The sequence below is a fragment of the Aliidiomarina sanyensis genome (assembly GCF_003987175.1).
Classification (GTDB): domain Bacteria; phylum Pseudomonadota; class Gammaproteobacteria; order Enterobacterales; family Alteromonadaceae; genus Aliidiomarina; species Aliidiomarina sanyensis.
In genome coordinates, this window is the sequence record NZ_PIPM01000001.1 from 54819 (window position 1) to 67663 (window position 12845).

The 12845-nt window shown below is 50.8% G+C and carries 13 protein-coding genes; 10 read left to right on the forward strand and 3 right to left on the reverse strand.

Features of this window, described 5'->3' with window-relative positions:
* Window positions 1–35: 35 nt before the first annotated feature.
* Entirely contained in the window at window positions 36–974 is a 939-nt protein-coding gene (locus CWE11_RS00210; protein ID WP_126775589.1) for a pirin family protein, read from the reverse strand.
* A 178-nt stretch (window positions 975–1152) separates the two neighbouring features.
* On the opposite strand from CWE11_RS00210, the gene CWE11_RS00215 reads away from it, so the two are divergent.
* From CWE11_RS00215 to glnS, 5 genes are all read left to right on the forward strand, one after another.
* The gene (locus CWE11_RS00215; RefSeq protein WP_126775590.1) at window positions 1153–1623 is read left to right on the forward strand and encodes a hypothetical protein; all 471 of its coding nucleotides are present in this window, start codon (window positions 1153–1155) and stop codon (window positions 1621–1623) included.
* A complete protein-coding gene (locus CWE11_RS00220; RefSeq protein ID WP_420808377.1) occupies window positions 1624–2388 on the forward strand; it encodes a 5-oxoprolinase subunit PxpA in 765 nt (254 codons plus the stop codon).
* The gene (gene pxpB / locus CWE11_RS00225; RefSeq protein ID WP_126775591.1) at window positions 2385–3140 is read left to right on the forward strand and encodes a 5-oxoprolinase subunit PxpB; all 756 of its coding nucleotides are present in this window, start codon (window positions 2385–2387) and stop codon (window positions 3138–3140) included. Before CWE11_RS00220 ends, pxpB begins: the two co-directional genes overlap by 4 nt.
* Window positions 3137–4063, forward strand: coding sequence for a 5-oxoprolinase subunit C family protein (locus tag CWE11_RS00230; protein ID WP_126775592.1), 927 nt, complete (start codon window positions 3137–3139; stop codon window positions 4061–4063). The genes pxpB and CWE11_RS00230 overlap by 4 nt, the downstream gene beginning before the upstream one ends.
* Window positions 4064–4130: 67 nt before the next feature.
* Window positions 4131–5804, forward strand: coding sequence for a glutamine--tRNA ligase (gene glnS / locus CWE11_RS00235; protein ID WP_126775593.1), 1674 nt, complete (start codon window positions 4131–4133; stop codon window positions 5802–5804).
* Window positions 5805–5852: 48 nt separating this feature from the next.
* Here glnS and CWE11_RS00240 read toward each other — a convergent pair whose 3' ends face one another.
* Both CWE11_RS00240 and CWE11_RS00245 read right to left on the reverse strand, forming a co-directional pair.
* Window positions 5853–6116, reverse strand: a complete 264-nt coding sequence (locus tag CWE11_RS00240) for a DUF1289 domain-containing protein (RefSeq protein ID WP_126775594.1) — start codon at window positions 6114–6116, stop codon at window positions 5853–5855.
* A complete protein-coding gene (locus tag CWE11_RS00245; RefSeq protein WP_126775595.1) occupies window positions 6106–7032 on the reverse strand; it encodes a helix-turn-helix transcriptional regulator in 927 nt (308 codons plus the stop codon). The genes CWE11_RS00240 and CWE11_RS00245 overlap by 11 nt, the downstream gene beginning before the upstream one ends.
* A gap of 158 nt (window positions 7033–7190) precedes the next feature.
* Here CWE11_RS00245 and CWE11_RS00250 point away from each other — a divergent pair, with 158 nt between their 5' ends.
* From CWE11_RS00250 to CWE11_RS00270, 5 genes are read left to right on the forward strand one after another with little or no spacing between them, the layout of a single operon-like run.
* Window positions 7191–8696, forward strand: a complete 1506-nt coding sequence (locus CWE11_RS00250) for a CoA-acylating methylmalonate-semialdehyde dehydrogenase (protein ID WP_126775596.1) — start codon at window positions 7191–7193, stop codon at window positions 8694–8696.
* 16 nt (window positions 8697–8712) lie between these two features.
* Window positions 8713–9870: an acyl-CoA dehydrogenase family protein gene (locus CWE11_RS00255; RefSeq protein WP_126775597.1), complete on the forward strand. Its 1158-nt coding sequence runs from the start codon at window positions 8713–8715 to the stop codon at window positions 9868–9870.
* Window positions 9871–9896: 26 nt separating this feature from the next.
* Entirely contained in the window at window positions 9897–11054 is a 1158-nt protein-coding gene (locus CWE11_RS00260; protein ID WP_126775598.1) for an enoyl-CoA hydratase/isomerase family protein, read from the forward strand.
* Window positions 11055–11064: 10 nt separating this feature from the next.
* Window positions 11065–11964: a 3-hydroxyisobutyrate dehydrogenase gene (gene mmsB, locus CWE11_RS00265; RefSeq protein ID WP_126775599.1), complete on the forward strand. Its 900-nt coding sequence runs from the start codon at window positions 11065–11067 to the stop codon at window positions 11962–11964.
* A gap of 14 nt (window positions 11965–11978) precedes the next feature.
* Window positions 11979–12743, forward strand: a complete 765-nt coding sequence (locus tag CWE11_RS00270; protein ID WP_126775600.1) for an SDR family oxidoreductase — start codon at window positions 11979–11981, stop codon at window positions 12741–12743.
* Window positions 12744–12845 lie beyond the last annotated feature (102 nt).

The window sequence follows — 12845 nt, forward strand, 5'->3', positions numbered from 1 at the left end:
TGTGACAATTATATTTCAACGTAGCGCTTTTGCGATTAATCCCATGTCGGACTGGTCAGGCGCGCAGGACCATCGCCATATTGGCGATAACTTTCAACTGAACCGAACTTCTCGTGATGCGCATTCCATTCCTGCGCAGCTTGCTTTAAGGATTCGTTATCCATAGCCACAAAGTTCCAAAACATTTTGACAGGCTCGGGGAACGGTGTTCCGCCGACGATCAGTAAGCGTCCTTGACCGGTTAGAACAATGTTTTCGCGGCCCGGTCCAACGACATAACCTTCATGCATTCCGATCGTACCATCGTGTCCTTCGATAATGATCTCACCACTGGCAACGTAAAACAGATATTCGAAATCCGGATTCAGTTGAATATCGGCGTGTCCCGGAGCGTCACTTTCATACAGCAGATCAAAGGCCACCGCAGGTGAGCGCGTGGGGACTGATGACAAGCGATCACCTAACTCACCAAGGATAAGCTGTCCATGAAAATCACCAAAGGTGATCGATGGTAATTGATTTACGTGCTCAAAGGCGGGCTCGCAGTCCATTTCCTCTGGGGGAAGGGCAAGCCAAAGTTGAACACCGTGCAGTGCATCTGCGCTTTGGCGACCCGCAGGTATGAGCTCTGCATGAGAGATCCCTTTCCCAGCCGTCATAAGATTGACTTCACCGGGACGTAACCACTGTTCATACCCTAAACTATCAAGATGAAGAATGGAGCCCGACCATAACCAGGAGAGTGTTTGTAGTCCAATATGCGGGTGGGGTGGAACATCGAACTCGAGCGTTTTATCTGGGGCTGTCGGCCCAAAGTGGTCTAGAAAGCAAAACGGGCCAATCATTCGCTGTTGCTTCTGTGGAAGGATGCGTGCCACGCGCATCTCGGGGGTTAGTTCACTGGTTTTGGAGTGCAGGTGGCGTCCTTGGGTCTCACGTGGAGCACAGGCGCAGTCTTTATCGTAGTTCGTCATGGGTGTTTTCTCGCACAGATAAGCGGTCCAGAATAACTACGATGGCGTAAATAAGGGGCGATGTAAAATAGAATGCTCGAATTTTCAGTTGCATCATTACGACATTGGTCTGGTTTCTTTCAAATTTGGCATCTGGCATCATGCAGCCATGACAATTCGATTTTAAGCGGAAATCTGTATGCAACAACCTGACTCTCCGAGTAACCCGAATCGACCGAGTATTCAGCGTGTCATTGCGCTTGTTACCGCGCCCGTGGGATTGATTTTTCTTTTGTCGGACCCTCAAGACTTGTTACGTTTAATCATGCACACCGGCCTGAGTTGGTATGCAATCTTTACGCCGGTGGCGTGGGGAATTATTTTGGGAACCATAGCGGGTTTGCTCCGATGGGATCGTATTCAGAATTATTCAGAATGGGGGGTCTGGTTGAGCACGGCGCTGATGACGTTTGGCATGGTCGGAACGTTCGCAATCTATTTTGAACATCGCCTGTGGTATTTGGCATGGCCTACGATGTGGCTCGCGATGCTTGGGCTCGGTATTTTTGCCTTTTTCGCCATGCAAGTGCGTTTCTCGCTTAAAATTCAAGATGGTAAACAGAATCCAAAAGCACGGAGAACCTCCGGGCAAAATACCAAACGGAAGTAAATGATGGTGCAACTTAATTGCGATTTAGGTGAAAGCTTCGGCGCCTGGTCAATGGGTGACGACGCAGCGGTGATGGCCTTTATCGACGAAGCCAATATCGCCTGTGGATTTCACGCAGGCGATCCGCTGACCATGGAAAAGACCATCGCCCTTGCGAAGGCTCATGATGTTGCAATTGGTGCCCATCCCGCCTACCCAGACCTCGAAGGATTCGGACGTCGCTCGATGGCATTGAGTGAGCAAGAGGTCTACAGCAATGTGCTTTACCAAGTAGGCGCTTTGTCAGCATTTTGTCGGGCACAGGGTGTCGCGCTGCGATACGTGAAACCTCATGGCGCGCTTTATCATGATCTCCTCATCCAAGATGCAACTTTTCGGGGTGTCGTGCGTGCCATCGCGGACTTTGATGCGACCCTTCCGCTGGTTATTTTAGCGCAGCAGAATCCGTCGCATTGGCAAGAGCAAGCAGCCAAATATGGGGTGGAATTACGATTCGAAGCTTTTGCTGACCGCACCTATGAAGATGACGGTCGACTGCGTTCGCGGCGGGAGCCGGGGGCCGTGCTTCTGGAGCCCGCACAAATTGTGGCTCAGGCGCTACAAATTGCCCAGTTCGGTACGGTCACTACCTATTCAGGTCATACGATAGCACTGTCCGCTGACACCTTGTGTGTCCATGGCGACACACCGAGCGCTTTGGATGCCGTGAAGCAGATCCGGACAGCGCTTGATGCGCTTCGAACCTCTGCAGGAGAAGGAATATGAAGGATGGACCAGAAGCATTATTGGAGCGACCAGAACTGACGTTCACAGCAGCGGGCGTTGATGCACTTTTAATGCAGTTCGGACGGACCATGAATCCCTGTTTGCCTGATTTTCTGGCCCAGCTCCGCGAGACTATTTTGTCGGATCTTTCATCTGTGGTTCTTGAAGTCGTTCCCGCTTACACCACCTTGTTGGTGTACTATGAACCACGACTCGTTCGTATTTTTGACTTAGAACAGGCGTTGACACAATTAAGCGATGCGACGCCGTGGGCGTGCACTCCATGGTCTGGTGATCCTGAAAAAAACGAGTCGCTGATTCAAGTGCCTGTTTGTTACGACCGGCGGGTTGCACCGGATCTACAGGCAATTTCCGAAGCAACCGGAATGTCCGAGGATGACATCATTAAGTGCCACACCGACCCTATTTATCAAGTCTATGCGCTAGGCTTTGCCCCCGGTTTTGCTTACCTTGGCGAAGTACCTAAGCCACTGCAAATCCCACGTCTCGCAGAACCACGGACGCACGTACCTGCAGGCTCCGTTGGTATTGCAGGGGCGCAAACAGCGGTCTATCCCGACGATTCTCCCGGTGGGTGGCATTTGATTGGCCGGAGTCCGTTTCGTTGGTTCGATCCCCAAAGCACCCCAATGACCCCGGTACAAGTGGGTGATCGTATCCGATTCTACGGCATCGAGTACGATGAGTTCGAGGCGTTATGGAGTAAGCATCATGGGGAGAAGCCAGAATGACAGGATTTCGTGTTCTCAAAGGGGGAATCCTTACGCTCATTCAAGATATAGGGCGCTTGGGATATCAGCATTTGGGGGTATCTCGTGGCGGACCCTTGGATGCGCAATCAGCCTATTGGGCAAATCGACTACTGGATAATGAACCGAGCGCGGCAGTGCTCGAAATTACTGCCGGTGGATTTGAAGTTGAGGCGCAATCACAGACCATGGTGGCGGTCACGGGCGGTGACTTGAATTTAACCATCAACGGTGAGCCACAGGCTCCATGGCGCAGCTTCTGGGTTCGGCAAGGGGATCGTCTGAAGTTTGGAACACCTCGATATGGTTTTCGTGCTTACCTAGCGGTTTCTGGTGGATTCCAGACGGAGCCGGTGCTTGGAAGTCGGGCAACCGTTGCGCGGGATAAGTTAGGCGGCGTGAATGGACACGGGGAAGCTGTTCGAGAAGGGGATTACCTGCCTTGTAAGCATCTGACAAGTGAAGGGATTGCACGGCAAATTCCACAGCGCTATCTGCCGCAAATAAGCCAACAGATCACGTTACATCTCATACCTGGCTATCAGCAACATGAGTTCAGCAAGGGCACGTGGCAGCAACTGTGGAATCAGGAATTCAAACTCGATCATCAGAGCAATCGGCAGGGGGCGCGCCTGCAAGGTAAAGCACTTCCAGTTCCTGCGGGAGAGTTTTTATCGGAAGGCGTGAGTTACGGTGCGGTTCAAGTTCCTCCGAACGGTCAGCCGATTATTATGCTCGATGACCGTCAATCACTCGGTGGGTATCCAAAGCTGGGTAATATCCTTCCATTAGATGGCTTTAAGCTTGCGCAATGTGCGCCTGGAGCCGTCATTCGATTCCAGCCGATTCATCTGGCGGCAGCGCAACAACAAATGCGACGCTATCTTCGCTTTTTCGGCTTGTAAGCAACGCATATTATTGCGATCATAGCGGCCATTTTGCAGTCGCAACGAATTTACGGAGAGCATGTTCATGGCCGAAAGCGCCTCGCGTCCGACCAACTTTATTCGCAAGATTATCGATCAAGATCTTGAATCCGGTAAACACCAAAGCGTTCACACGCGGTTTCCACCTGAGCCGAATGGCTATTTGCACATTGGCCATGCGAAATCGATCGTGCTCAATTTTGGTATCGCGGATGATTATCAGGGTACTTGCAACTTGCGCTTCGATGACACGAACCCGTTAAAAGAGAGTCAAGAGTACGTCAGCGCGATTAAAGAAGATGTTCGTTGGCTCGGATACGAGTGGGAAGGAAAAGAACGCTATTCGTCGGACTATTTCGATGCATTGCATGGCTTTGCGATAGAACTTATCGAAAAGGGGCTCGCGTATGTAGATTTCAGTGCGCAGGACGATATCCGTGCGATGCGTGGAACCCTCACTGAACCGGGCGTGAATAGCCCATATCGGGATACTGATGTGGCCACCAACCTTGCGGAGTTTGCGAAGATGACCGCGGGAGACTATCCCGAGGGACATTGTTCGTTACGTGCCAAAATTGACATGGCGTCCCCGTTCATGTGTATGCGTGATCCAGTGATTTATCGAATTCGCCATGTTCATCACCATCAAACCGGCGATGCGTGGTGTGTTTATCCGATGTACGATTTTACGCACTGTATTTCCGATGCCCTCGAAGGAATTACACACTCGCTATGTACGCTTGAGTTTCAAGACAATCGTCGTTTGTATGACTGGATTTTGGATAACATCACAATTCCATGTCATCCACAGCAGATCGAATTTTCGCGTCTCAACCTAGAATATACGGTGATGAGTAAACGGAAATTAAACTTGTTGGTGACGGAAGGGCATGTATCTGGTTGGGATGATCCGCGTATGCCGACGATTGCAGGTTTGCGCCGCCGTGGCTATACACCTGCCTCGTTACGGGAGTTTGCACATCGGATCGGTGTGACCAAAATGGATAACATGGTCGAAATGGGGCTTCTGGAATCCTGTATTCGGGACGACCTCAATGAAAATGCGCCCCGTGCGATGGCTGTGTTGGATCCAGTCAAAGTGGTGATTGAAAACTACCCGAGCGGAGCAAGTGAAGTTCTTACGGCCCCAAATCATCCAAATCGAGAAGACCTTGGCGTTCGTGAGGTTCCATTTAGCGGTGAAATATACATCGAGCGTGAGGACTTCAAAGAGGAGGCAAATAAGAAATTTAAGCGTCTCGTGCTTGGCAAGGAAGTTCGTTTGCGTAATGCGTATGTGATTAAAGCCGAGCGCGTTGAGAAAGACGCGGATGGCAATATCACAACCATTTTCTGTCAGTATGATCCGGATACCCTTGGGAAAGATCCCGCGGATGGCCGTAAGGTAAAAGGCGTAATTCATTGGGTTTCTGCAGCGCATGCGTTACCTGCAGAAGTTCGATTGTATGACCGCTTGTTCAATGTCCCAAATCCGGCGACTGCGGAAACCCTTGATGACGTGATCAATCCTGAGTCGTTAATCGTGAAGCACGGCTTCGTAGAACCTTCATTGGCCCAGGCTAAGCCGGAGCAAGGCTTTCAGTTTGAACGCACGGGATACTTTTGCCTCGATAATAAGGATGCCACGAACCAGACGCTTGTGTTCAACCGAACGGTTGGACTCCGTGACTCGTGGGCTAAAATGAGTGGCGATGATTAAAGCGCTGGCCGGTGCTCAATGCGCCGGCCTGTTGTCATCTCGGGACGGCTACTTTAATAAATCAAGCTGTCCCGAACTTTCCTGTTCCTCTTTCTCTGCTGCAGATTGTTGACGAAGAAATGCAGCACGACGCTTTTGACGATCCGCTAATAGTCGTAAGATTCGCGCTCGCTCTGCTTCGGGCTTCTCGTGCCAGTTAAACCGTTCATCGCGCGAACGGAGGCAGCCACGACAATACCCACGAGGCCCGGATTCACAAACACCGATGCACGGGTTCGGCAGCTCGAAAAGTTCAATTTGATCAGCGGCCATCGTGTGTTCGCTCCTCGTGAGAATCTTGACGGTCTTCCGCTGCTTCGCGATAACGTTGAGGCGCCATTCCAATCACCTTTTTGAAAAGCCGCGAGAAATAATACGGATCGTCAAAGCCGAAACTCAAAGCTATTTGACGTACGCTCTGTTCTGTTTCTTCGAGCATCTTTCTCGCAGCTTGCATCTTCATCTCGTTAAAGTATCGGATGGGGGGAAGGCCCGTGAGCTCTCTAAATCGCTTACTAAAATAATAGCGGGAAAGCCCAGTAAACGCAGCAAAGTCATCCAATTCAAGTTGCCGATGGCTATTATCTCGCATAAATCGATCAAGTGCGGTGAGATTAAACCCAGATTCTAGCTTATCTGGATCGCGCACCAACAGCGGAAGCTGGGCGAGGAGTTTACGCAAGAGGGCAGCAGCAAGCATCGCGCGCTCGAAGGTAAGTCGCTGATGTTGTAAGTTTAACAACTCAGTGACATCGGGCAGTAGTGCTTGCCAACGACGCAAGGTAAGCACCGGAGGGCGCCCGGTGTGTCGTTGAATCCCAATATAGTCCATGAATTGTTGGGAATGTTCTCCGGCAAAATGGGTCCAATAGATACTCCATGGTTGTTCAGGGTCACTATGGTAGCTATGGGCGACACCTTTTGGGAGAAATAGGACTTCTCCTGCGGTGATTGTGCCTCGGTGCTGTTCGGTTCGATAAAAACCCCGTCCTGCATGACAAAAAATCAGCAAGTGATCCGTATGTGTAGAACGACGAACTCGATGATCACGTGCTTCAAGATAGTGCCCATAGGCCACAGGGTATAGTTGGCTGCTCAATGGATGCTGAGCAAGCTGTCGGGTAATATTATGGGGCAGCAAGAGGCGCGAACTTCCCGCGGGAAGGGGCCAATCAGACGGTTGACTCATCAATTAGGGTCTTCATCGTAAATAGCAATATTGTCCATCATACAGGCAATTTTATCGATTCTAAAGTGCGCGCGGTTTTGTTCTAATGCTGAACAGGTAAAAACCGAACAAAATTTTTACATCTGAGCGCATCAGGCATGCGCTCGAGCGAGGATATCATGAGTACGACACAAGGTTTGAAGGTCAAGTTGTTTATCGAAGGTGAATTTGTAGAATCGCAAACGACCCAGTATATCCCTGTCACAAATCCGGCGACCCAAGAGGTCATCGCCGAGGCTCCGTGTGCGACGGATGCTGAAGTTGAGCGGGCGATTGCACACGCGAAAAAAACCTTTGAAACATGGAGAGATACGCCAGTTCCAGAGCGCGCTCGTGTGATGATGCGCTATCAAGCGCTTCTCAAAGAGCATCACGACGAGCTCGCGACCATTCTTGCCAAAGAGACGGGTAAGACCTTTGAAGATGCCAAAGGCGACGTATGGCGTGGGATTGAAGTCGTTGAACAAGCCGCGAATATCCCTGCACTCATGATGGGTGAAACCGCTGAGAATGTCGCACGGGGTATCGACACCTATAGCTATATCCAACCCTTAGGCGTTTGCACGGGAATCACCCCCTTTAACTTCCCTGCAATGATTCCATTATGGATGTTCCCGATGGCTATTGCCTGCGGAAATACGTTCGTGCTGAAGCCGTCTGAGCAGGATCCGCTTACGCCCATGCGTCTCGCGGAGCTTTTTGAGGAAGCAGGCGCGCCGAAAGGGGTGTTGCAAGTGATTCACGGTAGCAAAGCCCAAGTGGATATTCTTCTAAAACACCAAGATATCAAAGCGATATCTTTCGTTGGCTCAGTCCCAGTCGGACAATACATCTATCGGACAGGTACAGAGCATTTGAAGCGAGTCCAAGCGTTTGCAGGTGCCAAAAACCACAGTGTCATTATGCCAGATGCGAATAAGCAAATGGTCATCAATAACTTGGTAGGTGCGTCCGTGGGTGCTGCGGGCCAACGTTGTATGGCAATCTCTGTTGCGGTATTCGTCGGCCAGTCAAAAGAGTGGATTCCTGAATTGGCGAGTGAGTTGGCCAAGGTCAAGCCAGGTGCTTGGGATGATCCAAAGGCAGCCTATGGCCCGTTGATCAGCCCACAGGCCAAGCAACGCGTTCTTGATATGATTCAGAAAGGAAAAGAAGAAGGCGCGGAGTGTCTCGTGGACGGCACGAATTGCGAAGTGGACGGATTCCCGAATGGAAACTGGGTGGGGCCGACGTTCTTTAGCAAAGTCACCAAAGAGATGAGCATCTATCAACAAGAGATATTTGGTCCGGTGCTGTGTGCTGTAGAAGTGGACACACTCGAAGAAGCGCTCGAACTCGTAAATAGCAATCCGTTTGGAAACGGAACCTCTATTTTCACCACAAATGGTGCTGCGGCGCGTAAATATCAGCATGAGGTTGAAGTCGGTCAGGTGGGTATCAATATCCCAATCCCTGTTCCATTGCCTTTCTTCTCGTTCACTGGTTGGAAGAATTCGTTCTTCGGTGATTTGCACGCTTACGGAAAGCAGGCGATCCGTTTTTACAGTGAAACCAAAACCATTACCGCCCGTTGGCCTGAAACCGATATTGATACAGGTCCTAACATGACAATCAAGCTGCAGTAATCGAGGAGAATTTCGCGTGAACTTCAACTTAACAGACGATCAACAAGCTTTTGTCGATACTGCGCGTGCGTTTGCGGAAAAGGAAATGGCACCTTATGCGGGTCAGTGGGATGCGGAACACCATTTCCCGCTTGAAGTCTTCCGTAAAGCCGGCGAGATGGGTTTTATGGGCATGTATACCCCTGAGGATGCCGGTGGTTTCGGGATGAGTCGCCTGGATGCGGCGCTTATCTTTGAACAGTTGGCGATGGGTTGCACCGCAACGACGGCCATGATGACGATTCACAACATGGTGACTTGGATGATCGGTTCATTCGCGCAACGTGAGATCATGGATGCGTGGGTTCCAGACCTCGTGGCTGGCGAAAAGCTGGGTTCCTATTGCTTGACAGAACCCGGCTCGGGTTCCGATGCTGCTAGTTTGCGGACGAGCGCCAAGAAAGACGGCGATGATTATGTCCTGAATGGCTCGAAAATGTTTATTTCTGGTGCAGGGTCGACCGATGTACTGGTGGTGATGGCGCGGACCGGTGGTGAAGGTGCGAGTGGGATTTCCGCTTTCGTCGTTCCTGCCGATGCTGCGGGTATCAGCTATGGAAAAGCGGAAGAGAAAATGGGTTGGAATGCTCAGCCTACTCGCTTGGTCACCTTTGAAGATGTGCGTATTCCTGCTAACCACTTATTGGGCGCCGAGGGCGAAGGATTTAAATTCGCTATGATGGGGCTCGATGGTGGTCGTATTAATATCGCTGTATGTTCTGTGGGCACCGCCCAAGCGGCTTTGAATACCGCGCGCGACTACATGCATGAGCGGAGTCAATTTGGCAAGCCGTTAGCAGCCTTCCAAGCACTGCAGTTTAAGCTCGCGGATATGGCAACTGAACTCGTCGCGGCGCGTCAAATGGTGCGTCTAGCTGCGTTTAAAGTTGATCAAAATGACAGCGATAAAACGGCATATTGCGCGATGGCGAAACGTTTCGCGACAGATATCGGCTTTCAAGTGTGTAACGAAGCGCTGCAAATTCACGGTGGCTATGGCTACATCAAAGAATACCCGCTGGAAAGGCATGTGCGTGATGTTCGGGTTCACCAAATTTTGGAAGGAACCAATGAAATCATGCGCTTGATTATCGCCCGTCGTCTGCTTGCGGATGGTGCCGCTGAGCTTTTGTAAGTGAATGCGACAGAAAAGGAATGAGCATGACGCAATCTCAACAAGTTGATTTAGACGCGATCCAAAATCCGGAAGCCGTTTTGTTTTCGGAACTCGAGACCGTGAGCGGAAAAAAGATTGGTGTGGCTTGCTTGAACGCGGAGCGCTCATTGAATGCGCTGAGCCTTGATATGATCAATTTGCTGTATCCTAAGTTGCTCGAATGGCAGGCCGATGACGCAATCGCGTGTGTCTGGCTCGAGGGAGCGGGGGATAAAGCATTTTGTGCGGGCGGCGATATTGTCGCGATGTATCACGCGATGAAGGCTATGCCCAACACCGCAGTGCCGGAAGTTGTCGGATTTTTCGAACGAGAATATCGACTCGACTACCTTATTCAAACCTATGAAAAGCCCATGGTGGTATGGGCCAACGGGTTTGTGATGGGGGGCGGCATGGGTTTGATGAATGGTGCATCCCACCGGGTCGTAACAGAAACGGCGCGGCTTGCAATGCCAGAGATTAGCATCGGTTTGTACCCGGATGTCGGTGCGACTTATTTTCTCGGGCAACTACCGGATAACATGGGTTTGTTTCTTGGATTGACAGCGACCCAAGTCAATACGTCCGATGCTCTGTACCTGGGAATGGCCGACTTTGCATTGGCGAGTACAGATCGCGAAGGAACTAAACAAGCGTTGATCAATGCGAGTTGGAGTGATGATTCAGACCTGAATTTAGCAACCTTGAGCGATACCTTGCAGCAACGAGCATTGGCGTCAGACGTCCTGCCCAAAGCAGAACTGAGCGAACGGCGTGAAACCATTCTCCGCCTTATGGACGGTTCTTCCATTGAGGCAGTTTGTGCACAGTTTTTACAACATGAGACGGATGATCCCTTGTTGCAACGTGCGCAGAAAACACTGGCTCATGGTTGTCCATTGACCGCTCATATTGTGTGGCAACAACTGCAATACGGGGTGGATATTGGCCTTGCGGATGCATTTCGGTTGGAACTCACCTTGTCTGTGAATTGTGCAGTGAAAGGCGATTTTGCAGAAGGGGTTCGAGCACTGTTGATTGACAAAGATCGCAAGCCAGCCTGGTCTCATGCGACTATAGAGGCCGTCACGACGGATGATTTGGATGCATTGTTTACCCCGCCTTGGGAATCTGATGTGCATCCATTGCACGATTTAGGATAAGGAGAATAGCATGGCGCGGATTGGATTTATTGGATTGGGAAACATGGGGGGTCCCATGGCGACCAACCTTGTGAAAGCCGGGCATGATGTGCGTGTTTTTGATTTATCACAAGAAGCACTTCAACGGCTGAAGGCTGTGGGAGCGAGTCCGGCCGCGACTGCACAAGAAGCAGTGCAGGGCGCCGAGTATGTGATTTCGATGCTTCCTGCGGATAAGCATGTACAGGCGCTTTATCTGGGTGAACATGGAATTGCGGATGACATCCCGAAAGGAGCGCTTGTTATTGATTCGAGCACGATTTCGGCTGATACGGCACGCTCGATGGCAGCAGAACTTGTCGAGAAGGGCTTGCGCTTTATTGATGCACCGGTATCGGGTGGTGTCGGTGGTGCCAAGGCTGGCACCCTCACTTTCATCTGTGGTGGCGAAGGGGCTGACATTGAAGAAGCGCGGCCAATTTTAGAGAACATGGGGAAAAACGTGTTCAAGGCGGGCGCACATGGTGCAGGGCAAGTTGCCAAAATTTGCAACAACATGCTATTGGCTGTGCTGATGGCGGGAACCTCTGAGGCGCTTCAACTCGGGCGTGCGAATGGATTGGATCCTGCTGTTCTATCAAATATCATGTTGCAGAGCTCGGGGCGCAACTGGACACTTGAAGTCTACAACCCTTGCCCGGGAGTGATGGAAGGCGTTCCATCGAGTAATGATTACCAAGGTGGGTTTCTGGTCGATCTGATGATTAAAGACTTAGGACTCGCGCAAGGAAACGCAGTGGACTCGAATGCAGCAACACCCATGGGAAATCTGGCGGCGGAGCTCTTTCGACAGCACAGTGAACAAGGGAACGGAAGTCTCGATTTTTCAAGTATTTTCCGCTTCTTTGAAACGCTCCAAAACAAATCTTAAAAGGTTAATTTTCGATGCAAATTGAATCCTCTGTAATTGTAATCACGGGCGGTGCGCAGGGACTCGGTCGGTCCATGGCAGAAGATTTTGCCCAGCGTGGTGCGACGCTTGTGCTGATCGATATGAATGATGAGATGCTGCAAGAAGCTGCATCTTCATGTCTGCAAAAAGGTGCCAAGGCGGTCACAACCCACAATGTAAATGTCACCGATGAAAAGGCTGTAGAAGCAGCATTTTCCGCTATTGATGCTGAATTTGAAGGCATTGATGTGCTCATCAACAATGCTGGGATCTTGCGTGATGGGATGTTGATCAAGTGCAAGGACGGGGAAGTGACCCATAAGATGCCCTTGCAGCAGTGGCAATCGGTTATTGATGTCAATCTCACAGGAACATTTCTGTGCGGCCGTGAGGCCGCTGCGGTGATGGCGAAACGTAATCGGAAGGGCGTGATCATAAACATTTCGAGCGTTGCGCGCGCTGGAAATATCGGTCAAACCAATTACGCCGCGACGAAAGCGGGTGTCGTTGCGATGACGGTTACGTGGGCTCGCGAGTTGGGTCGTTTTGGAATTCGCTGTGGTGCAATTGCACCGGGGTTCATTGAAACGCCGATGACGGCTCAAATGAAGCCGGAAGCGATCGAACGGGCACTTTCGATGGTTCCATTGCGCCGCTGGGGCCAGCCGAACGAGGTGGCCGATTCTGCGCGCTTTATTATCGAGAACGACTTTTTCAGTGGTCGGGTTATTGAGATTGATGGCGGCGTTCGCCTGTAGAGCTCCGATAAATTATCAGATTTGCTCTGAAAGCCCAGCCAGATGCTGGGCTTTTTTTCAGCCTACCTTGTGTAGTATCTCTTGTTCAAATGCTTTGAATTT